Source organism: Streptomyces sp. NPDC044571 (genome assembly GCF_040647115.1).
GTDB lineage: Bacteria > Actinomycetota > Actinomycetes > Streptomycetales > Streptomycetaceae > Streptomyces.
Genome location: NZ_JBEZBN010000085.1, coordinates 1 through 20,920 on the forward strand (window position 1 = coordinate 1; position 20,920 = coordinate 20,920).

The following is a 20,920-nucleotide window of genomic DNA, read 5'->3' on the forward strand; positions in this document are numbered from 1 at the left end:
GCCCTTCGATGACGTGACCACGAGCGCGGCCCGGGACGCGGGGGGATGGCTGGGCGCCCTGCCCGTCGCGGTCGTGGCCACGAGCGCCGACGGGCCCGCCGCCCCGCGGGCCCGCAGGCACCGCCGCCCCGCGGGCCCGCAGGTCCGTCGGCGACGGTGCGCGCGTCGCCCCGGAACACCAGAGGAGCGCCATGGCCGAGCCCTGCGACCGGGAACTCATCCGGCAGCTGCGCGAGGCGTACGCGGCCGGTGTGCAGGCCCCGGACGCCTGCGACACCCTGTACCGGCGGCACAGCGGCGCCGCCCTCGCCTTCGCGCGGAGCTGCTGCCGCCGCGCCCCGCACGAGGCCGAGGACCTGGTCTCGGAAGCCTTCATCCGGACCCTCCAGGCCGTCCGTCACGGGGCCGGACCCCGGGAGCGCTGGCGCCCGTACCTGCTGGCAGTGGTCCGGCACACGGCCGTCGAATGGCGGGCGGGGGCCGGACGGACCGTCCTGACCCCCGACGTCGAGGCGTGGTGCTTTCCCGCGCCGAGCGGGGACGAACCGCAGCGCAGGCTGCTGGACAGCGAGGACCGCAGGCTCGTCGCCCGGTCCTTCCACACCCTGCCCGAGCGCTGGAAGGCCGTCCTGTGGCACACCCTGGTCGAGGACGACTGCCCGCATCCCGTCCCGCTGCTGCTGGGCATCACGCCGAGCGCGGTGACCTCCCTGGCCTTCCGCGCCCGGGAGGGACTGCGCGAGGCGTACCTGCGTGCCCATGTCGACACGGCGGCCGACCCCCGCTGCCGCCACTACGCCGGCGTGCTCGGCGCGGCGGTCCGCCGCCGGGGCGCCCTGCGCGGCCGCGGCCTGGCCCGCCATCTGGCCCTCTGCGGCTCCTGCTCCCGTGCCCACGCCGAGCTGCTCGACCTCAACGCCGCGCTGCGCGCGGGGGCTCCCTCCGTAATCGTGGACCGCTGACGGCGTACACGTGCGGCGGCCCCGGTCCCTTCGCACCGCGTGCGCGGGAAGGGGCCGGGGCCGTCTGTCGGTCGAGCAGGCTGGGGTCAGAGGCCGTTGACGCGGGCCATGCGGCCCACGCCCAGTGGCCGGAATTCGGTGGCGGCGGCCCGCACCTTGCGGCCCGCCCGTGAGTGCTGGCGCCGCACCTGGGCCATCAGGCGGCGGCTGCGCAGGGCGAGCTCCAGTTCGAAGCGGGTACGGGGGTCGCGGAGTCCGGGTCCGAAGAGCTTCTCCAGCTGGCGCATCCGGTAGCGGACCGTCTGGGGGTGCACGCTCAGTGCCTTCGCGGCCTCGGGGGCGCCGCCGCCCTCCAGCCAGGCGAGGAGGGTCACTTCGAGCCGTTCGCTCTGGCGGGGGGTGAGGTCGGCCAGGGGGCGCAGCCAGCGCGCGGCCAGCGCGTGCGCCAGGGGTTCGTCCTGGAGGAGGAGCAGGGTCGAGAGGTGGTCGTCGACGAAGAGGGGCCGCGCGTCCATGCCCGCGCGGTTGGGGGTCAGGGCCAGCAGGCGCAGGGCCCACCGCAGGGAGGAAGCGGTGTCCCGCGGGGCGACGGGGTGGCCGACGGCGGCGAACCGCCCGCGCAGCAGTGCCTCCAGGGCGGTGCGCGTGTCCGGATCGGGGCTGGGGACGAGCAGGCAGGGCTGGGCGCCGACCATGCCCGCCAAGCCGTCGTCCAGTACGGCGGCGAGCTGCTGCGTCTCGCCGGGCGTGGCCATCGCGATGGCGCGTATCTCGGAGGGGAGGGGCCAGCCTGCCGCGCCGGCCAGTTCGGTGAGGGCCATTTCAGCCATGGGCATGTCACTTGTGAGGGCGGAGAAGAGCTCGCGGCGCGCCCGTTCGGGCGGGGCGCCGAGTCCCTCGGGAGGCACCACCGTCAGCGGAGCCGTGCTGCGTCGGCGGGCCGGTTCGCACACCGCCGGTTCGCTGCGGCCGTGGTGTTCGGCGGAGGGGCCCTCGGCGGAATCCGGGCTGCGGAAGGAACCGGTTCCCTCGTACGGATCCGGGCCCTGGAAGGAACCCGGGCGCTCGCAGGCACCGGGTCCCCTGCCCGTCGCGGGACCCTCGCCCGCGGCCCCGGCGGGGACCGGGGCCGGCACGGGTGCCGGCGCCGGTGGCGGAGTGGACGGGTGCGCTGTCGGCGGGTCCTGCTGCCGCGGCGCCGGTTCGCGATAACCGAGGGCGGTGAGCAGGGCCGCCTCCACCCGCTGTCTGACCACCTCCGCGTCGAGTTCGTCGACCAGGCCGGAGAACCCGGGGATCTCCTCCCTCATCTCCTCCACCATCCCGGCGGCCAGCGCGGGCAGTTCCCTTCGCAGCACCCGGGTCCATTCGCCGCGGGGGCGGGCCCAGATGCGGTTCAGCAGTTCGCACATTGTTACCTCGTTCATGCCGGGGTACGGCCTGCCCCGTGGAAGGGTGGCAGGCCTGTCGAGCCGCCTCCCTCCCTGGTCGGCGCCTATGCCGAACGGGAGTTGAGCACCTCGTACACCCTCCAGGAGAGTGCCATCCACTTGCGGTCCCGCGGCTTTGCCTCGTTTTTGCCGCGGGGCAGGTGTGGCGGCGGACAAGGCGTCACCCCGGGCAGCCACCGCACCGTTGGAAGGGAATCTTCCGCGGACGTTCGGGATGACGATGCCACGCGCGCAAGAACTTGTCACGATTCGATAAATACTGTGGAGGCGTTGCGTGGCTCCACGATGCTTCTGCACTCCGGCCCCCGCTCCCGGTCGGCGAGGCACCCATCTCCCGCCCACCGCGGAGCAGTTCCGTCGACTACCCCGGGCGCCGAGTGCGGTGGAGTGCCTCGGGCCTGGGCGTATGGGAGAACTCGATGCCCCTGTCCCAGACCCGTGCGCCCCGCTCTCACCGGGCCCGCCGCACCAGACGCCACGCCGGCGCGGCCGCAGCGGCGGCCGCAGGCCGACGGGCGGTACGGCGGCCGCCCCTGCTGTCGGCCGCCGGGGGCCTGCACCCCGCCGCCCTGGCCGTCGCCGCCCTCGCCGCCCTCCTCGCGGTGGCCGTGGCCGCCCGGGCGGGCGCCCTCACGCACCTGTGGGACTTCCTCGACTTCGGGGCGGGCGTGCTCTCGCTCGTCTCGCTCACCTCCGCCGTCCTGTGGGGGCTGGCGGCCACCGACCGTACGCTGCTCAGCTCGGGACACCGGCTCGTCGCCCAAGGCGCGCACCGCGGCCTCGCCGTCGCCGGACTGGGCTTCCTCGTCCTGCACGTCTGGGTGAAGGTCGCCGAGGCGCACACCGGACCCGCGTCCGTCCTCGTGCCGTTCACCGACCGGGACCGCCCCTTCCTGATCGGGCTCGGCACCCTGGCCGGATACCTCTTCGTCTCCGTGGCGGTCTCGGGCGCGGTGCGCAGCGCCTTTGCCACCAAGGGCCGCTCCCTGTGGTGGCGGGCCCTGCACGTGGGGGCGTATCCGGCCTGGGGGGCCTCCCTGGTGCACGGCCTGAAGTCCGGCCGCGCCGCCAGTGGTTGGGTGACCGTGGCCTACGCCCTCTGCCTGGTCGGGGTGGCAGCCGTGCTCGCCGTACGCCTGCGGTCGAGGCTGCGTTCCGCTCCCGCCCGGCCCGCGGCCGCGCCGCCGTCCGCCGCCCCCGCCGCGCCGGCCCCGCCCGCGCGGCGACCCCGGCCCCCGCAGCAGTTCGTCCGGCAGCCCGCGGAGTGGGCCGCCGAGCGCCTGACCGCCCGCCTGGCGCGGCAGTCGGACCGCCGCTCCGCCGGCCAGGAACCGCTCGCGGCGCCGGCGCCCCAGGTGCCGGCCCCGGCGCTGGTCGCCGAACGGCCGGCGTACCAGGCGGTGTTCATATCCAGCAGCCTCGGCGCCGGCGCCGACCGGCCCGAGCCGCTCGGCGGGGTACGGGGGCGGCAGTGACCGGTGTTGCGCACCCGGCCCTCGGCTGCGTGGGCCAGCCCCGGCTGCTCGCGGGACTCGACGTCGCCGAACGGCTCGACCGGGCCGGGCACCTGGCGGTGCACGGCCCGTTGCCCTCGTACGATCCGGACGCCCTGGTGGAGCTCGCGGAGGCGATCGACCTGCGGGGCCGCGGGGGAGCGGGCTTCCCGTTCGCCCGCAAGCTGCGGGCCGTCATGCGCTCCGCCCGAGGCCGCGACGGGCGCACCGCCGTCGTCGTCAACGGCAGCGAGGGCGAGCCGAGTTGCCTCAAGGACACCGCCATGCTGCTGCACGCCCCGCACCTGGTGCTCGACGGAGCCCTGCTGGCGGCGGCCGCGCTCGGAGCCGAGGACGTCGTCGTCGGCGTCACCCGGGAGGACGTGGAGGGGTCGCTGCGCGCCGCCGTGGCCGAACGCGGCCCGGCCGGCAGCCGGGTCCGCGTCGTCAGACTTCCCGAGCGTTTCGTCACGGGGGAGGGGACGGCGCTGGTACGCGGCCTGGAGGGCGGCCCGGCGCTCCCGTCCGGGCAGAAGGTGCGGACCAGCGAACGGGGCCTCGGCGGGCTGCCGACCCTGCTCTCCAACACCGAGACGTACGCCCAACTCGCCGTCGCCGCCCGGCTCGGCGCCCCCGGCTACCGGATGGCCGGCCTGCCGACCGAGCCGGGCACGATCCTGCTGACCGTCGGTGGATCCACGGTCGTGGAAGTGCCCGCCGGGACCTCGCTGGCGTACGTCCTGGACCTGTGCGGGGCCGGCCCCGGCCAGGGGGTCCTGGTCGGCGGCTACCACGGCCGGTGGCTGGGCCCGGCGGCGGCCCGCTCGGTGCTGCTGTCACGGCAGTCGCTGGCCTCGGCCGACGCCGTCCTGGGCGCGGGCGCCGTGCTGCCGCTGCCCGAGGACACGTGCCCGGCCGGTGAGATCGCCCGGGTGACCCGCTGGATGGCGGAGGAATCCGCCGGACAGTGCGGCCCCTGCGTCAGAGGGCTTCCCTCGCTCGCCGGGGTCGTGGAGGACCTCGTGGGCGGCGGAGGGCGGGCGGCTCTGGAGGCGGTGGAGGCGCGGATGCGCTCCGTGCGGCGCCGCGGCGCGTGCAGCCACCCCGACGGCACCGCCTCCTTCGTGGCCTCCGCGCTCGCCGTGTTTCCCGAGGAGCTCCGCGACCACGCCCTCGGCAGCGGCTGCGGACGGCGGGTCCTGGGCGCCCTGCCCCTGCCCGCCGACGATAACCCCGAGCGGCTCGTCGTGGACTGGACGCTGTGCAAGGGCCACGGACTGTGCGTGGACCTGCTGCCCGACATCGTCCGGCTGGACGCCGACGGCTACCCGGCCGAGGCCGTGATGCCGGTGCCCGGACGGCTGCGCCCGAAGGCGCTGCGCGCGGTGCGCCGCTGCCCCGCGCTCGCGCTGCGCATTCAGGAATGAGCTCGCGGTAAACGGAGGAGGTCGGGTCGAGTTCACCCTTTGGCGCGATCTGACAAATTCCCGGGAATCCGAATTCGGCAGGGTCGTCTGGCCTTATGAATAACCCGGTGGACGTAATCACCGGGCTGAACCCGAAGGAGTGATCGTGAAGATGAAGCACCGTCGAGTGACGACAGCCGGATCAGTGGTGGCGGTTCTGCTGCTGGCGGCCGGATGCGGAAGCGGTTCGGACACCTCCAAGTCGGCGAATTCCGTCCAGCCGGCCGGAGCCGGGAAAAACCTCGGAAACGCGTATGACTCCGGTTACGGTTCGGGCTCCGGTTCCGCGCTGGGTTCCGGATCGGGATACGGCTCCGCGGACGGGTCGGCCGACGCGGCCGCGGGCGGTGCGGGCGGTGCGAAGGCCGGCCAGCTGTCGGTGCGCGAGATCGCGGAGGTCGGCAGCGTGGTCACCGACAGCGCCGGGATGACCCTCTACCGCTTCGACAAGGACACCGCCCAGCCCCCCAAGGCCACCTGCGACGGTGACTGCGCCACGGCTTGGCCGCCGGTCCCGGCGGACGACGCCTCGGCCTCCGGCGGCATCGACGCCGGCCTCCTCGGCTCGGTCGCCCGCTCCGACGGCAGCAAGCAGCTGACCCTCGGGGGGTGGCCCGTGTACCGCTACGCCAAGGACACCAAGGCGGGCGAGGCGAAGGGCGAGGGCGTCGGGGGGACCTGGCACGCGCTGGCGTCCGACGGGAAGAAGGCCATCGCCCAGAAGGGCGGGGGCGGGGGCATGGGCATGGGTGCGGGCGGGTCCGGAAACTCCGGGACCGAGCTTTCCGTGGCGGACAACGAGAAACTCGGAAAGATCCTCGTGGACGGTCAGTGGCGCACGCTCTACCGATTCGACAAGGACAGTGCCTGGCCCATGAAATTCGGCTGTGTCGGGGCCTGCCTGGACACCTGGAAACCGGCGGCGCCGGTGGACAAGGAGAAGACGTCCGGAATACCCGCCGCACTGGTGGGATCGGTCAAGCGGCCGGACGGAACGGAGCAGTTGACGATCGACTGCTGGCCCGTCTATCTGTTCACCGGCGACACCGAACCGGGCCAGACGAACGGACACAACAAGCAGGGCCTCTGGTTCGCGGTCACCGCCGCGGGCAAGAAGGTACCGGCGAAGGCCGGCTGAGCCGTGCGGCCCTCACCCCGCAGCCCCGCCACGGCCACCGTGGCCACCGCGGCCGCCGTGCTGCTGGCGACGCTCGTGTGCGGCGGCTGTGCCTCCACCGGGCACGGCGCCGACGGTGCACACGCCGCACGTGCGTCGCAGGCCCCGGCCGCGGCTGCGGCCCCGACCGGCCGGCCCGCCGGCCTCCAGGAACTCGCCGCCGCGCTCGGCTGCACACCCGAGATCACGGTCGACGCGGAGGAACTCCGGGAAGGGGCGTGCGGGGCGGGCCAGGAGGCGTTCCGCATGGCCACCTTCGCGGCCGACCAGGGCCAGCGTGCCTGGCTGGACGAAGCCATGATGTACGGCGGCACCTACCTGGTCGGCACCCGCTGGGTCGTCACCGGCCCGTCGGCCCAAGCCCTGAGCGCCGTCCAGGGCCGCCTCGGCGGGACCCTGGCGACGGGCTCCACCCACGGCTCGGCGCACGGTGCGGAGCACGGCTCCGCGCCCGCTTCCCCGCCCGCCTCGGCGCCTGCTTCCGTGCCCGCTTCCCCGCCCGGCCCCGCGCCCGCGCCCTCCCACGGCTCCTCGCACGGCTCCGCCCCCTCGGGGTGACGGGAACGCACCGCCCTTGGGCCCCGTGAGTGCGGCAGCCCCCCTGCGGCTGCCGCGCCGGGGCCCTCAGGTGCTCCTGGCGAGCCGACGGATCGCGATCGGGTAGTTTCCGTCCATGGCTGACGACTGGCGGACGGACCGGATCGGGAGTGCGCTGCGCGGTGAAAACCCGTGCGTGCTCAGGCGCTTGGACGCAGGGTTCGCAGTGATCGGTGACGTCCAGTTCCTGCCGGGATACTTCGGTGCTCCTGGTGGACGACCCCGCGGTGGAGAGACTGTCGGACCTGCCCCGGGCCAAGCGGCTCTCGTGCCTCTCCGACATGGACCGGCTCGGAGAGGCGGTCGAGCGAGTGTCCCGCCGCACGGACCCGGCCTTCCGCCGGGTCAATCTGGAGATCCTGGGGAACACCGACGGCTTCCCGCACGCGCACGTATGGCCCGATTGGACTGGCTGGACGGCTTGCGCGCGGCGGACTGACGGCGGGCAGACCGCAAGGGGGGGGCCTGGACCGGCACCCGAGCATGACGGCGGGGTCCGGGCGGTTACGGCGACCGGGCCCGGCCCCCGGCCCGCCGGCTCCGGACGCGTTGCGGGGGGCCGGGGGAGGGGGGAGGGTCGGGGGGACGGCGGTCGATTCTGGAGGCGAGCATGTCCATTGCCACGGTGAACCCTGCGACAGGTGAAACCGTACGTACCTTCGATGAACTGAGCCCAGAGGACACGGAACGGCGCATCGCCGATGCCGCCCGGGCCTTCGCCTCCTACCGCACGACCGGCTTCGCCGAACGGGCCGGGCTCCTGACGCGCGCCGCGGCGCTCCTGGAGGCGGAGACGGAGGACATCGCCCGCACCATGACCACCGAGATGGGGAAACCCCTGGGTGCGGCCCGCGCCGAGGCGGCCAAATGCGTGAAGGCCATGCGCTGGTACGCCGCCCATGCCGAGTCCCTGCTCCGCGACGAGCACCCGGCCGACGCCGATGTCCGTGACAGCGGCGCCTCGGCCGTCCGGACGCACTACCGGCCGCTGGGCGTGGTCCTCGCCGTCATGCCGTGGAACTTCCCCCTCTGGCAGGTCGTACGGTTCGCCGCGCCCGCGCTGATGGCCGGCAACACCGGTCTGCTCAAGCACGCCTCCAACGTCCCCCAGACGGCCCTCTACCTGGGTGAACTCTTCGAACGGGCCGGCTACCCGCACGGCTGTTTCCAGACCCTCCTGATCGGTTCCCGTGCCGTCGAGGCGGTCCTGCGCGACCCGCGCGTCGCCGCGGCGACCCTGACGGGCAGCGAGCCCGCCGGGCGCTCGGTCGCCTCGGTCGCGGGCGACGAGGTCAAGAAGACGGTCCTTGAGCTGGGCGGCAGCGACCCGTACATCGTGATGCCCTCCGCCGACCTCGACCGGGCCGCCCGGACGGCCGTCACCGCACGGGTCCAGAACAACGGCCAGTCCTGCATCGCCGCGAAGCGGTTCATCGTCCACGCGGACGTGTACGACGCCTTCGCGGAACGCTTCACCGCCGGCATGAAGGCGCTCAGCGTCGGCGACCCGATGCACGAGTCCACCGACGTCGGCCCGCTCGCCACCGAGAAGGGCCGCGCCGACCTGGAGGAACTGGTCGAGGACGCCGTCAGCCGCGGGGCGGCGGTCCTGTGCGGGGCCCGCCGGCCCCCCGACCACCCGCGGGGCTGGTTCTACGAGCCGACCGTCCTCGCCGACATCTCGGCGGACATGCGCATCGACCAGGAGGAGACCTTCGGCCCGGTCGCGACGCTCTACCGGGTGGAGGACCTCGACGAGGCCGTGCACCGCGCCAACCACACGCCCTTCGGTCTGAGCTCCAACGTGTGGACGCGCAACGACGAGGACATCGCCCGCTTCGTCCGCGACCTTGAGGCGGGCGGCATCTACATCAACGGCATGACGGCCTCCCACCCCGCCCTCCCCTTCGGCGGTGTGAAGCGCTCCGGCTACGGCCGCGAACTCTCGGGCCACGGCATCCGCGAGTTCTGCAACGTCACCACGGTCTGGCAGTCCGCCGACTGAATCACCCGCGCGCCCGCGCCCGCGTGCGGAGCGGCCCTGCCCTCCGCGCGCCCCTGGTGGGGGCGGCGGAGGGCAGGGCCGCTCCGCAGTGGTTCCGCAGCTGTTACGGGGCCACCTTCAGCAGCTTGTTCACCGTGCCCGTGGACGGGTTGGTCACCGCCCCGCTGGTCGCGGCCCCGGCCAGGGCCGCGGCCGCCTGGGCCGGTGTGGCGGACGGGTGCCCGGCCAGGTACACGGCCGCGGTGCCCGTCACGTGCGGGGTGGCCATCGAGGTGCCCGAGATGGTCTTGGTGCCGGTGTCGCTGTCATTCCAGTCGGAGGTGATGTCCGAGCCCGGCGCGTACAGGTCCACCACGGAGCCGAAGTTGGAGAACGAGGACTGCGCGTCGTCGACGGTGCTCGACGCCACGGTGATCGCCTCCGGAACGCGGGCGGGGGAGCCCTTCCCGGCGTCGCTCGACTCGTTGCCCGCCGCGACGGCGAAGGTGACGCCCGAGGCGATGGCCCGGCGCACCGCCTCGTCCAGCGCCTCGTCGGCGCCGCCTCCCAGGCTCATGTTGGCCACCGAGGGGCCGGAGTGGTGCTGGGTGACCCAGTCGATCCCGGCGACGACCTGCTCGGTGGTGCCGGAGCCGTTGTCGTCCAGCACCCGCACCGCGACCAGCTTCGCCTTCTTGGCCACGCCGTGGCCGGTGCCGGCGATGGTGCCGGCCACGTGCGTGCCGTGGCCGTTGCCGTCGTCTGCGCTGTCGTCGTTGTCCACCGCGTCGAAGCCGTGCGTGGCGCGGCCGCCGAAGTCCTTGTGGGTCACCCGGATGCCGGTGTCGATGACGTACGCCGTCACCCCTTCACCGGCGCTGTCCGGGTAGGTGTACTTCTTGTCCCCGCTCTTCGCGGTCTGGTCGATCCGGTCCAGTCCCCATGAGGGCGGGTTGTCCTGAGTGGCGTTGATCGTGAACTTCTTGTTCTGCACGACCTTGCCGACGGCCGGGTCCGCCGCGAGCCGCTTGGCCTCCGTTTCGCTCAAGCCCGAGGCCGAGAAGCCGTTGACCCCGGAGCTGTAGGTGCGTTGCAGTTCGCCACCGTACTTGTGGGCGAGCTTCCCCTTGTCCGCGGAGGCGTCGAGTATGACGACGTAGCTGCCGCTGATCGCGCCGGGCGCGCCGAGTCCGTACACCGTGCCTTCGGCCGGTGTCGCCGCCCCCGCCAGGGGGGTGGCGAGCAGGGCCACAGCAGCCGCGGTGGCGGCTCCCGTCGCCACTGCCGCATACCGAAATCCGCGCGTGCGCTTGTGAGTTGCCATGTAGAGGGTTCTCCTCGTCGGTGACGTGTGGGGCGTCAAACCTTCTGGAGAACCCTGTTCCGATTGACAGGCGCAAATCAAGGCGGCCTCGGCCCTCAGGGGTTATTCAACAAGGTTTCTCAAAAGGCCCCCCGCATTGCCTTCACCATGCACACATGTTCGCCCGAACTCCCGCACGAATGCATCACGTTCATCGCGTGCTCGGTCAACTGCGCGGCGACCCAGGCCACTTCGGCAGGGTTGACGCCGTGCGCAGGGGGGCGTCGGGGCCGAGTCCGGGCCGCTCGGCACTCGGCCGCCCGCGCCGCCTCCCGCCCGCCCGGCCATCCGCGCACCCCCGCACGACGGCCCCCGCACGACGGGCGGAAGCGCCTTCACGCGGCGTGACTCCCGTCACTTCCAGTGACGGATGGGGCATGCGTGCCGAGGGATGGGGCAAGCGCGCCGAATGCAATGACGCCGCGGGTGAGCCGCGGCGCCGGAAGCGGAGGTACAGCGCGTCGTGTCGGAGCAGAACACCATCCACATAGCGGGGACCTGGCGGTCCGCGGTCTCAGGAGCCACCCGCGAGGTCCTGGACCCGGCGGACGCCACCGTCCTGGCCGTCGTCGCCGAGGGTGGCACCGCGGACACCGATGCCGCCGTCAGCGCCGCCCGGGCGGCCTTCGACGGCGGCGAGTGGCCGCAGACCCCGGTCGCCGAGCGTGCCGCCCTGCTGCGCCGGACCGCCGAGCTCCTCCAGCGTGACCGCGAGCACATCGCGCTGCTGGAGAGCCGGGACGCGGGCAAGACCCTCGAAGAGGGCCGCGTGGACGTGGACTGCGTCACAGACGCCTTCCGCTACTTCGCCGACCTGGTCACCGGCGAGAGCGCGGGACGCGTGGTCGACGCCGGGTCCCCCGACATCCACAGCGTCGTCGTCCACGAACCGGTCGGTGTCTGCGCCCTGATCACCCCGTGGAACTACCCGCTGCTCCAGGCCAGCTGGAAGATCGCCCCGGCCCTCGCCGCGGGCAACACCTTCGTCCTCAAGCCGAGCGAGATCACCCCGCTCTCCACGGTGGCGCTCATCGGCCTGCTGGCGGAGGCCGGCCTGCCGGCCGGCGTCGCCAACCTGGTGACCGGCGCGGGCGACCCCGTGGGCGCCCGGCTGTCCGCCCACCCCGACGTGGACCTCGTCTCCTTCACCGGCGGCCTGGCCAGCGGCACGAAGGTCATGCGTGCCGCGGCCGACTCCGTCAAGAAGGTCGCCCTCGAACTCGGCGGCAAGAACCCGAACGTCGTCTTCGCCGACGCCTGCGACACCGAGGAAGACTTCGACACCGCCGTCGACCAGGCCCTCAACGCCGCCTTCATGCACAGCGGCCAGGTGTGCTCCGCCGGCTCCCGCCTCATCGTCGAGGACCGCCTCGCGGAGCGCTTCGTCGCCGAGCTCGCCCGCCGGGCCGACCGGATCCGCCTCGGCCGCGGCACCGACCCGGGCGTCGAGTGCGGCCCCCTGGTCTCCGCGGCCCAGCTCGCGCGGACGCAGGAGTACGTGGACTCGGCACTCGCCGAGGGCGCGGTACTGCGGTCCGGCGGCACCCGGCCGGACGGGCCCGGCTACTTCTACCGGCCGACCGTCCTGGACGGCTGCCACCGGGGGATGCGCGTCGTGCGGGAGGAGGTCTTCGGGCCGGTCCTGACCGTCGAGACCTTCCGTACCGAGGACGAGGCCGTCGCGCTCGCCAACGACACCGAGTACGGGCTCGCCGGCGCGGTGTGGACCGCCGACCAGGGCCGCGCCCGCCGCGTGGCCGGCCGGCTGCGCCACGGCACCGTCTGGATCAACGACTTCCACCCCTACCTGCCGCAGGCGGAGTGGGGCGGTTTCGGCAAGTCCGGCATCGGACGCGAACTGGGCCCGGCGGGCCTGGCCGAGTACCGCGAGACCAAGCACGTGTACCAGAACCTCGCTCCGCGCCCCGTGCGCTGGTTCGCGGGCTGAAAGGAGGAGGAGAACCATCACCACGCACCCGAACACTTCCACGCACACGGACGTCGTGGCCGCACCGGTCCAGGAGTACGACTACGTGGTCGTCGGCGGCGGAACCGCCGGCTCGGTCATCGCCTCCCGCCTCACCGAGGACCCCGGCACCACCGTCGCCGTCATCGAGGGCGGCCCCAGCGACGTCGACCGGCCCGACGTGCTCACCCTGCGCCGCTGGATGGGCCTGCTCGGCGGGGAACTCGACTACGACTACCCCACCACCGAGCAGCCCCGCGGAAACTCCCACATCCGCCACAGCCGCGCCCGCGTCCTCGGCGGCTGCTCCTCGCACAACACCCTCATCGCCTTCAAGCCGCTGCCCTCCGACTGGGACGAGTGGTCGCAGGCCGGCGCCGAGGGCTGGCACGCGGCCGCCATGGACCCGTACTTCGACAAGCTCCTCAACAACATCGTCCCGGTGGCCGAGAAGGACCGCAACGCCATCGCCCGCGACTTCGTCGACGCCGCCCGGGCGGCCCTGGACGTACCGCTCGTCGAGGGCTTCAACCGCAAGCCGTTCCACGAGGGCGCCGGCTTCTTCGACCTCGCCTACCACCCGGAGGACAACAAGCGCTCCTCCGCGTCGGTGGCCTACCTCCACCCCGTGATGGACGACCGCCCCAACCTCCGCATCTTCCTGGAGACCTGGGCGTACCGCCTCGAACTCGACGGCACTCGGGCGCGCGGTGTGCACGTACGGGACAAGGACGGCGCGGAATCGCTGATCACCGCACGCCGGGAGGTGCTCGTGTGCGCGGGTGCCGTGGACACCCCGCGGCTGCTGCTGCACTCCGGCATAGGCCCGCGCGCCGACCTGGAGGCCCTCGGCATCCCGCCGGTGCACGATCTGCCCGGAGTGGGCGAGAACCTCCTCGACCACCCGGAGTCGGTGATCGTCTGGGAGACCGACGGCCCGATCCCCGAGAACTCGGCCATGGACAGCGACGCCGGCCTCTTCGTGCGGCGCGACCCCGACTCCCCGGGCCCCGACCTGATGTTCCACTTCTACCAGGTCCCCTTCACCGACAACCCGGAGCGCATCGGCTACGAACGCCCCGCGCACGGGGTGTCGATGACCCCCAACATCCCCAAGCCCCGCAGCCGCGGCCGCCTCTACCTGACCAGTGCGGACCCCGAGGCCAAACCCGCCCTCGACTTCCGCTACTTCACGGACGAGGAGGACTACGACGGCCGCACCCTCGTGGACGGCATCAAGCTCGCCCGCGAGATCGCCGCGACCGAACCGCTGGCCGGATGGCTGAAGCGGGAGGTCTGTCCCGGGCCGGAGATCACCGACGACGAGGCGCTGAGTGCGTACGCCCGCTCGGTCGCCCACACCGTCTACCACCCGGCGGGCACCTGCAAGATGGGCGCCCACGACGACCCCTCCGCCGTCGTGGGACCGGACCTCAAGGTGCGCGGCCTCGACGGCATCCGGATCGCGGACGCCTCGGTCTTCCCGACGATGCCCGCGGTCAACCCGATGATCGGAGTCCTCATGGTGGGCGAGAAGGCCGCCGAACTGCTGGCCATGGAAGGCGGTACCCGGTGAACACCCGCACCATGACCACCACCCCCCGCACGCCCGCCGACGCGCCCGTCTTCTCGGTGGAGGGCCTCTGGAAGGTCTTCGGCCCCAAGGGCGAGGCCGCCAAGGTCCCCGGCTCCGCGAACGCCTCGCTGCCCGCCGCGGAACTGCGCGAGCGCACCGGCTGCACGGCGGCCGTCCGCGACGTCACCTTCGACGTCCGCAAGGGCGAGGTCTTCGTCGTGATGGGCCTGTCCGGCTCGGGCAAGTCCACCCTCGTACGGTGTCTCACGCGTCTGATCGAGCCCACGGCCGGGACCCTCGCACTCGACGGCGAGGACGTCCTCGCCATGGACGCCGCCCGCCTGCGCGACCTGCGCCGCCACCGCGCCGCCATGGTCTTCCAGCACTTCGGTCTGCTCCCGCACCGCAGCGTCCTGGACAACGTCGCCTACGGCCTGGAAATCCAGGGCGTCAGCCGCGCCGACCGTCGGGAGAGGGCGGCCGAGATGGTCGCGAAGGTCGGCCTCGACGGACTTGAGGACCGCCGCCCCGGCCAGCTCTCGGGCGGTCAGCAGCAGCGCGTGGGGCTCGCCCGGGCTCTCGCCGCCGACCCCGAAGTGCTCCTCTTCGACGAGCCGTTCAGCGCCCTCGACCCGCTCATCCGGCGAGAGATGCAGGACGAGGTCGCCCGGCTCCACCACGAGGAGGGCCGCACCATGGTCTTCATCACCCACGACCTCGCCGAGGCCCTGCGCCTGGGCGACCGCATCGCGCTGATGCGCGACGGCCGCATCGTGCAGCTCGGCACCCCCGAGGAGATCGTCGGCTCGCCCGCCGACGACTACGTACGGGACTTCGTCCGCGACGTCCCCCGCGAGCAGGTCCTCACCGTACGCAGCGCGATGCGCCCTGCCACGGGCGACGCGGCCGAGCACGGTCCCGCGCTGACCCCCGCCACCACGGTGGTCGACGCCATCGAGGCGGTCGTCCGCAGCGGCGGCCCGGCTCGGGTCGTCGACCACGGCCGGTGCCTCGGAGTCGTCGACGAGGCCGGACTGCTCGCCGTGGTGGCCGGGCTCCCGGCCGCGACCGGGCGGGAGGTGGCGGCATGACCTGCACCGCCCGCACGGCCGTCCCCGCCCCCGGCACCGGGAGGTGGTACGGATGACCGCGGCCACAGCCCCCGCACGCGAACCCTCCCGGCCGAGCGCCCCGCCGTCGCCCGGCAGGACCGGGGACCGGGACCGCTCCGCAGCGGCCGGTCGCAGAACCGGCCGGCCCACCGCGGGCCGCAGCGCGGGCCACCCCACCGCGGCGGCCCGCGCCGTAAGCCGGACCGGTACGCCGGGCCGCGCGCGCAGGGCCCTGTCCCTGTTCGGCCTGCCCGCCGCCCGCGGACTGCTCCTGCCGCTCTGCGTGGCCGCCGCCGTGCTGATCCCGCTCGCCGTCGCCTTCCCCGCCTCGGGCAGCTGGCCCGCGGCCCTGGCCGTCGACCTGTCGGAGCCGCTCGGCCGGGCGGGCGACTGGATCATCGACTACCGCGACAGCCACCCGCTCTTCCTCTACTTCTTCGGGCACGTCAGCAACGCCGTGGTGGTGTCGGTCCGGGCCGTGTACGTCGTCCTGCTCGCCGCGGGCTGGACCGGTGTCACCGCGCTGGCCGCCCTGGTGGCCTGGCGTCTGGCCGGCCTCCGGCTCGCCCTGACCTGCGCCGCCGCCTTCGCCGCATGCGGGCTGCTCGGCATGTGGGTGCCGACCATGCAGACGCTCGCGCTGATGGTCGTGGCCGTCGCCGCCTCCGTGGCCGTCGGCGGGCTGCTCGGCCTCGCCGCCGGGCTCTCCCCGCGCACCGACCGCGCCCTGCGCCCCCTGCTCGACGCCATGCAGATCCTGCCGGCCTTCGCGTACCTGCTGCCGATGGTGCTGGTCTTCGGCATCGGCGTACCCGCCGCCGTCCTGGCCACCGTGGTCTACGCCGCCCCGCCGATGGCCCGCCTCACCGCACTCGGCCTGCGCGAGGCCGACGCGGGCGTGCTGGAGGCCGCCGCCTCGCTCGGTGCCACGGGGCGCCAGCGGCTGCTGACCGCCCGGCTGCCGCTCGCCCGCCGCCACCTCCTGCTGGGCGTCAACCAGTCCGTCATGACGGGCCTGTCGATGGCCGTGATCGCCTCCGTGATCGGCGCGGGCGGCCTCGGCGACCGCGTCTACCAGGCCCTTGCATCCGTGGACGTCGGCGCCGCCCTGGCCGCCGGCATCCCCATCGTGCTGCTCGCGGTGGTCCTCGACCGTACTGCCGACGCGGCCGGCCACCGGATCGGCGCCGCCGACGACCCCGCACGCGAACGTCCCCTGCTGCTCCGGGTGTTCGACGGCTGGTACGGATGGCTGCTCACCGTCCTGACGGCGGTGGCCGTCGGCCTCGTCGGCCGCATCGCGGGCACGTCCCTGTGGCCCGCCTCCTGGACCCTGTCCATCGCGGAGCCCGTGAACGCGGCGGTCGCCTGGATGACCGCCCACCTCTACTCCGGGGTGCCCGTCGTCGGCGGCAGCGCCGACTGGGCCGCCGGCTTCACCGGGTGGATCCTGGACCCCCTGCGCAGCGTTCTCCAGGGCGCGCCCTGGTGGCTGCTCCTGCTGGCGGCCGGGGCCCTCGCGCTGCTCGTCGGCACCTGGCGCACCGCACTCACGGCCGTCCTCGCCCTGGCCGCCGTCGGGGTACTCGGTGTGTGGGACGCCTCCCTCGACACCCTCTCGCAGGTCCTCGCAGCCGTCGCCGTCACCCTCGTGCTCGGCTTCGCGATCGCGGTGGGCGCCGCCCGCAGCGCCCGTGCACAGCGGCTGCTGCGCCCGGTGCTCGACGTGTGCCAGACCCTGCCGCAGTTCGTCTACCTCATCCCCGTGGTCGCGCTGTTCGGCGTCGGCCGCGCACCGGCCGCGGCCGCCGCGGTCGTGTACGCGCTGCCCGCCGTCGTCCGCATCACCACGCAGGGCCTGAGGGAGGTGGACCCGGCCGCGCTGGAATCCGCCCGCTCCCTGGGCGCGACCCGCTCGCAGCAGCTGTGGCAGGTCCAACTTCCACTGTCCCGCTCCGCGTTGCTCCTCGCCGTCAACCAGGCCGTGGTCCTGGTCCTCGCCGTCGTCATCATCGGCGGCCTGGTCGGCGGCGGCGCGCTCGGCTACGACGTCGTCCTCGGCCTCGCCCAGGGCGACCTGGCCACCGGCCTCGTGGCCGGCGCCGCGATCGTGTGCCTCGGCCTGCTGCTCGACCGCGTCACCCAGCCCGCGAAGGAGGCCTGAGATGCGCAACCGACCCTTCCACCGCAGACGCGGCCGCCGCGGCGCCGTCCTGCTCGCCGCGGCGACGGGACTGGCCGTTCTCACCGGCTGCGGAGCGGCCGACATGACCCGTCAGGCCTCCCCGTACGCCGCCGCGCACGATGCGAAGACCGTCACCCTCTCCGTCCAGTCCTGGGTGGGCGCCCAGGCGAACACCGCCGTCGCCGCCTACCTCCTCGAACACGAGCTGGGCTATCGCGTGGACACCGTCCAGGTAGACGAGGTCCCGGCCTGGGACGCCCTCAGCCAGGGCCGCGTCGACGCGATCCTGGAGGACTGGGGCCACCCGGAACAGGAGAAGCGGTACGTCGAGGGCAAGAAGACGATCACCCGCGGCGGCGACTTGGGCGTGACGGGCCACATCGGCTGGTTCGTCCCCACCTACTTCGCCGAGGCCCACCCGGACGTCACCGACTGGAAGAACCTCGACAAGTACGCGGACCAGCTGCGCACCGCCGAGAGCCGCGGGAACGGGCAGCTGATGGACGGCTCCCCGTCCTACGTCACGAACGACAAGGCGCTGGTGAAGAACCTGGGCCTGGACTTCGAGGTCGTCTTCGCGGGCTCCGAGGCGGCGCAGATCACCCAGATCAAGCAGTTCGCCAAGGAGGGTAAGCCCTTCCTGACGTACTGGTACAAGCCGCAGTGGCTCTTCGAGCGGGTCCCGATGACCGAGGTGAAGCTCCCCGAGTACACCGAGGGCTGCGCGGACGACCCGGAGAAGGTGGCCTGCGCGTACCCGCACACACCGCTGCAGAAGTACCTGAACTCGCGCTTCGCCGAGTCCGGAGGCAAGGCGGCCGCCTTCCTGAAGAAGTTCCGCTGGACCACCGCGGAGCAGAACGAGGTGGCCCTGATGATCGCCGAGGAGAAGCTCTCGCCGCAGCAGGCGGCGAGGAAGTGGGTCGAGCGCAACGAGCGCGTCTGGCGGCCCTGGTTGAGCTGATCCCCGGCACGGCCTCGGTACGGCCTCTCCGTACGGCCCTTCACACGCCCTCCGGACGGCCCCCGCGCTTGAGCGGGGGCCGTCGGGGCACACGTCAGGAACGATCTTGACGAGGTGGGGGGAGCACCAGATGACCGTTCCGGCACGACCGGTACGTCCGGTACCTCCGGGCAGACGCCGGTACCGGTTCAGCACGCGCGTCACCGCATGGTGGTTCGCCCTCCTCGCACTGACGGTGTGCGCGGCGGGGTTCACCGTACGGGTGCTGGCCGGCGCGGCCGCCGAACACCCTGCGGGGGCATTGACCGCCGTCCTGGCCTGCACGGCCGCGGGCGCCGCCGCCCCGACCAGGCGGCGCCTGCGGATACGCCGGGCGGCGCGCCGCGCGGCCAGGACCCTCCAGGACGCGGCGGAGGCTGCTGCGGAGACCACGGAGGTGGTGGCCCGGCCTCCGGTCCCGGACGCCGGTCGGCCCGAGGCGGGCGACGGGGACGTCCGCGGCCCGCTCGACTACGACGCGCCCGACTACGACGCGCTCGACGCCGACGCGTTCGAGAGCGCGGTCGCCGCGCTGTGCGAGCGGGACGGCTGCCGGGACGTACGCGTCGTCGGCGGCGCGGGGGACCTCGGCGCCGACGTACTCGCCACCACCCCCGACGGCAGGGTCCTCGTCATCCAGTGCAAGCGGTACTGCCCCACGAACAAGGTCGGATCACAGGACGTGCAGCGCTTCGGCGGCACCTGTTTCGCGGTGCACGGGGCGGAGCTCGCCGTCGTGGTCACCACCAGCGACTTCACCCAGCCCGCGGCCGAGTACGCCGCCCAGTGCGCCATCCTCTGCTTCGGCCGCGAGGCGCTGCTCGACTGGTCCGTCGGGACCGGGCCGGCGCCCTGGGAGCGGCAGGACGCGTAAGGCCGGAAGACAGCGGGAAGGGCCGGCGGCGGATCCCTCCGCCACCGGCCCTTCCCGCCGGGCGCCCCACGCGCTCCACTCCCGCTCAACTGCTCCTGCGGCCCGCGATCAGGCGGTAGACCAGCAGGACGATGACCGAGCCGACGACTGCGGCGATCCACGTCGAGAGGTGGAAGAAGCCCTTGATCGAGTCGACGCCGAAGATCACCTTGCCGAGCCAGCCTCCCAGGAGGCCGCCGACGATGCCGATCACGATGGTGAGCAGACACCCTCCCGGGTCCCGACCCGGTGTGAGCGCCTTGGCGATGGCTCCGGCCAGCAGGCCGATCAGAATCCAGGCGACGATACCCATGTGCACCCTCCGGTCAGCGGCTTCTTTCCGTCACGCGGTGACGTCTTGAGCCGTCTCACCCGAGCGTGGACCACTAAACACTCGCCCTCGGAAACCCGCCCGCCCTGGGGACCCCTCACGTACGCGTCGCAGGCCGAGAGACCTACGGCCACGACGGGCACGCGTGTGGATCACTGCTTAGACTTTTCAGGTAGGGAAGGCGGCCTGTCACCATCGAGGACGGGGTCGGCATGGGCACGGCATCGCGCCCGAGCCCGCAAACGGGCCGGGCCTCCGGCCTGATCGGCCGGCAGATCGCGGGCTACCGGATCGAGCGCATGCTCGGACGCGGTGGGATGGCCGTCGTCTACTGTGCGAAGGACCTGCGCCTGGACCGTAAGGTCGCGCTCAAGCTGATCGCCCCGGAGCGCGCCCGCGACGAGACCTTCCGGCGCCGCTTCACCCACGAATCGCGCGTGGCCGCGCAGATCGACCATCCGCACATCGTGCCGATCTTCGAAGCCGGTGAGACCGACGGCGTCCTGTACATCGCCATGCGCTACGTCTCCGGGCCGGACCTGGCCGCCCTGCTGGCCCGGGAAGGTCCGCTCCCCGTCGCGACCGCCCTCCGCATCGTCACCCAGGTGGCGTCCGCGCTCGACGCGGCCCATGAGCACGACCTGGTGCACCGGGACGTCAAACCCGGCAACATCCTGGTTGCCGCCGGCACGGACAGCGACCACCCGGAATACGCCTACCTCACGGACTTCGGACTGACGAAGAGGTCGCTGGCGCTCACCGGGTTCACCACTGCGGGCGAGTTCGTCGGCACCCTCGACTACATGGCGCCGGAACAGATCTCCGGCCGGCCGGTGGACGGCAGGTGCGATCTCTACAGCCTCGCCTGCGTGGTGTTCGAATGCCTCACCGGCAGTCCGCCCTTCGAGAGGGACCAGGACGTGACGCGGCTGCTGTGGGCGCACCAGTACGATCCGCCTCCCCTGCTGAGCGAGAGGCGGCCGGGCATCGCGCCCGCCGCCGACGAGGTGCTGGCCAAGGCCCTGGCGAAGGTCCCCGAGGACCGCTACGGCTCCTGTCTGGAATTCGTGGCGGCCCTGCGCGCCGCCACCGGTGGCGGGCGCGGCAAAGCCGGGAATCCGCCGGTCGTGGCGGATCCCCGGCCTTCAGGGGGGTCGGGGGATCCCGCAGTGCTGTCACAGCCGCCGCCGGAGCCTCCGGCCTGGGCCCGGCCGGTCTTCAGCGGGCCGGCCGGCGGGCCGTAGTCGGTGTCACAGCCCCATGGAGATGGCCAGGCGGGTCAGCTCGGCCGTGTTGTTGATGCCCAGCTTGGCGCGGATGCGGCGGAGGTAGGCGTCGACG

Annotated in this window: 16 protein-coding genes and 1 pseudogene; 14 read left to right on the forward strand and 3 right to left on the reverse strand. The window is 73.4% G+C overall.

All coding sequences use genetic code 11. The annotated features are described in order from the left end of the window. Nucleotides 1-191: 191 nt before the first annotated feature. Nucleotides 192-962 (forward strand): sigma-70 family RNA polymerase sigma factor, encoded by a 771-nt coding sequence (locus AB0B01_RS28975; protein ID WP_361725304.1) that lies wholly within the window; start codon nt 192-194, stop codon nt 960-962. A gap of 86 nt (nt 963-1,048) precedes the next feature. On the opposite strand, the gene AB0B01_RS28980 is transcribed toward AB0B01_RS28975, so the two are convergent. Continuing rightward, a complete protein-coding gene (locus AB0B01_RS28980; protein ID WP_361725307.1) occupies nt 1,049-2,389 on the reverse strand; it encodes a helix-turn-helix domain-containing protein in 1,341 nt (446 codons plus the stop codon). 443 nt (nt 2,390-2,832) lie between these two features. Between AB0B01_RS28980 and AB0B01_RS28985 the strand changes: the two genes are divergently transcribed. From AB0B01_RS28985 to AB0B01_RS29010, 6 genes and pseudogenes are all read left to right on the forward strand, one after another. Then, nucleotides 2,833-3,888 (forward strand): hypothetical protein, encoded by a 1,056-nt coding sequence (locus tag AB0B01_RS28985; RefSeq protein WP_361725310.1) that lies wholly within the window; start codon nt 2,833-2,835, stop codon nt 3,886-3,888. Then, nucleotides 3,885-5,333 carry an NADH-ubiquinone oxidoreductase-F iron-sulfur binding region domain-containing protein gene (locus AB0B01_RS28990; RefSeq protein WP_361725313.1) on the forward strand — a complete coding sequence of 483 codons (1,449 nt, stop codon included), beginning with the start codon at nt 3,885-3,887 and terminating at the stop codon, nt 5,331-5,333. Before AB0B01_RS28985 ends, AB0B01_RS28990 begins: the two co-directional genes overlap by 4 nt. A 151-nt stretch (nt 5,334-5,484) precedes the next feature. After that, the gene (locus AB0B01_RS28995; protein WP_361725316.1) at nt 5,485-6,510 is read left to right on the forward strand and encodes an SCO0930 family lipoprotein; all 1,026 of its coding nucleotides are present in this window, start codon (nt 5,485-5,487) and stop codon (nt 6,508-6,510) included. Between the two features lie 3 nt (nt 6,511-6,513). Continuing rightward, a complete protein-coding gene (locus AB0B01_RS29000) occupies nt 6,514-7,107 on the forward strand; it encodes a hypothetical protein (RefSeq protein WP_361725319.1) in 594 nt (197 codons plus the stop codon). A gap of 115 nt (nt 7,108-7,222) precedes the next feature. Continuing rightward, nucleotides 7,223-7,553: pseudogene (locus AB0B01_RS29005) on the forward strand (diadenosine tetraphosphate hydrolase); the annotation flags it as partial. A 203-nt stretch (nt 7,554-7,756) separates the two neighbouring features. Then, nucleotides 7,757-9,151: an NADP-dependent succinic semialdehyde dehydrogenase gene (locus tag AB0B01_RS29010; protein ID WP_361725322.1), complete on the forward strand. Its 1,395-nt coding sequence runs from the start codon at nt 7,757-7,759 to the stop codon at nt 9,149-9,151. Nucleotides 9,152-9,254: 103 nt separating this feature from the next. Here AB0B01_RS29010 and AB0B01_RS29015 read toward each other — a convergent pair whose 3' ends face one another. Further along, nucleotides 9,255-10,454: a S8 family serine peptidase gene (locus tag AB0B01_RS29015; RefSeq protein ID WP_361725325.1), complete on the reverse strand. Its 1,200-nt coding sequence runs from the start codon at nt 10,452-10,454 to the stop codon at nt 9,255-9,257. A 502-nt stretch (nt 10,455-10,956) separates the two neighbouring features. Here AB0B01_RS29015 and AB0B01_RS29020 point away from each other — a divergent pair. From AB0B01_RS29020 to AB0B01_RS29045, 6 genes are all read left to right on the forward strand, one after another. Next, complete coding sequence (locus AB0B01_RS29020) at nt 10,957-12,441, forward strand: aldehyde dehydrogenase family protein (protein WP_361725328.1); 1,485 nt, start codon at nt 10,957-10,959, stop codon at nt 12,439-12,441. A gap of 55 nt (nt 12,442-12,496) precedes the next feature. Next, complete coding sequence (locus AB0B01_RS29025; RefSeq protein WP_361725331.1) at nt 12,497-14,035, forward strand: GMC oxidoreductase; 1,539 nt, start codon at nt 12,497-12,499, stop codon at nt 14,033-14,035. Between the two features lie 11 nt (nt 14,036-14,046). Then, nucleotides 14,047-15,126 carry a glycine betaine/L-proline ABC transporter ATP-binding protein gene (locus AB0B01_RS29030; RefSeq protein WP_361725349.1) on the forward strand — a complete coding sequence of 360 codons (1,080 nt, stop codon included), beginning with the start codon at nt 14,047-14,049 and terminating at the stop codon, nt 15,124-15,126. Between the two features lie 52 nt (nt 15,127-15,178). Beyond that, a complete protein-coding gene (locus AB0B01_RS29035) occupies nt 15,179-17,311 on the forward strand; it encodes an ABC transporter permease subunit (RefSeq protein WP_361725334.1) in 2,133 nt (710 codons plus the stop codon). 1 nt (nt 17,312) lies between these two features. After that, on the forward strand, nt 17,313-18,296 hold the full coding sequence (locus AB0B01_RS29040) for an ABC transporter substrate-binding protein (protein ID WP_361725337.1): 984 nt from the start codon (nt 17,313-17,315) through the stop codon (nt 18,294-18,296). Nucleotides 18,297-18,426: 130 nt separating this feature from the next. Continuing rightward, a complete protein-coding gene (locus tag AB0B01_RS29045; protein ID WP_361725340.1) occupies nt 18,427-19,209 on the forward strand; it encodes a restriction endonuclease in 783 nt (260 codons plus the stop codon). Nucleotides 19,210-19,294: 85 nt separating this feature from the next. Here AB0B01_RS29045 and AB0B01_RS29050 read toward each other — a convergent pair whose 3' ends face one another. Next, nucleotides 19,295-19,561 (reverse strand): GlsB/YeaQ/YmgE family stress response membrane protein, encoded by a 267-nt coding sequence (locus tag AB0B01_RS29050; protein ID WP_361725343.1) that lies wholly within the window; start codon nt 19,559-19,561, stop codon nt 19,295-19,297. Between the two features lie 230 nt (nt 19,562-19,791). Between AB0B01_RS29050 and AB0B01_RS29055 the strand changes: the two genes are divergently transcribed. After that, a complete protein-coding gene (locus AB0B01_RS29055) occupies nt 19,792-20,823 on the forward strand; it encodes a serine/threonine-protein kinase (RefSeq protein ID WP_361725346.1) in 1,032 nt (343 codons plus the stop codon). The last annotated feature ends 97 nt before the right edge of the window (nt 20,824-20,920 follow it).

What these genes read in the sequence shown, in the direction of transcription:
- AB0B01_RS28975 (WP_361725304.1), top strand. Translation starts at nt 192, where the DNA reads ATGGCCGAGCCCTGCGACCGGGAACTCATCCGGCAGCTGCGCGAGGCG.
- AB0B01_RS28980 (WP_361725307.1), bottom strand. Translation starts at nt 2,389, where the DNA reads ATGAACGAGGTAACAATGTGCGAACTGCTGAACCGCATCTGGGCCCGC.
- AB0B01_RS28985 (WP_361725310.1), top strand. Translation starts at nt 2,833, where the DNA reads ATGCCCCTGTCCCAGACCCGTGCGCCCCGCTCTCACCGGGCCCGCCGC.
- AB0B01_RS28995 (WP_361725316.1), top strand. Translation starts at nt 5,485, where the DNA reads ATGAAGCACCGTCGAGTGACGACAGCCGGATCAGTGGTGGCGGTTCTG.
- AB0B01_RS29010 (WP_361725322.1), top strand. Translation starts at nt 7,757, where the DNA reads ATGTCCATTGCCACGGTGAACCCTGCGACAGGTGAAACCGTACGTACC.
- AB0B01_RS29015 (WP_361725325.1), bottom strand. Translation starts at nt 10,454, where the DNA reads ATGGCAACTCACAAGCGCACGCGCGGATTTCGGTATGCGGCAGTGGCG.
- AB0B01_RS29030 (WP_361725349.1), top strand. Translation starts at nt 14,047, where the DNA reads ATGACCACCACCCCCCGCACGCCCGCCGACGCGCCCGTCTTCTCGGTG.
- AB0B01_RS29035 (WP_361725334.1), top strand. Translation starts at nt 15,179, where the DNA reads ATGACCGCGGCCACAGCCCCCGCACGCGAACCCTCCCGGCCGAGCGCC.
- AB0B01_RS29040 (WP_361725337.1), top strand. Translation starts at nt 17,313, where the DNA reads ATGCGCAACCGACCCTTCCACCGCAGACGCGGCCGCCGCGGCGCCGTC.
- AB0B01_RS29045 (WP_361725340.1), top strand. Translation starts at nt 18,427, where the DNA reads ATGACCGTTCCGGCACGACCGGTACGTCCGGTACCTCCGGGCAGACGC.
- AB0B01_RS29050 (WP_361725343.1), bottom strand. Translation starts at nt 19,561, where the DNA reads ATGGGTATCGTCGCCTGGATTCTGATCGGCCTGCTGGCCGGAGCCATC.
- AB0B01_RS29055 (WP_361725346.1), top strand. Translation starts at nt 19,792, where the DNA reads ATGGGCACGGCATCGCGCCCGAGCCCGCAAACGGGCCGGGCCTCCGGC.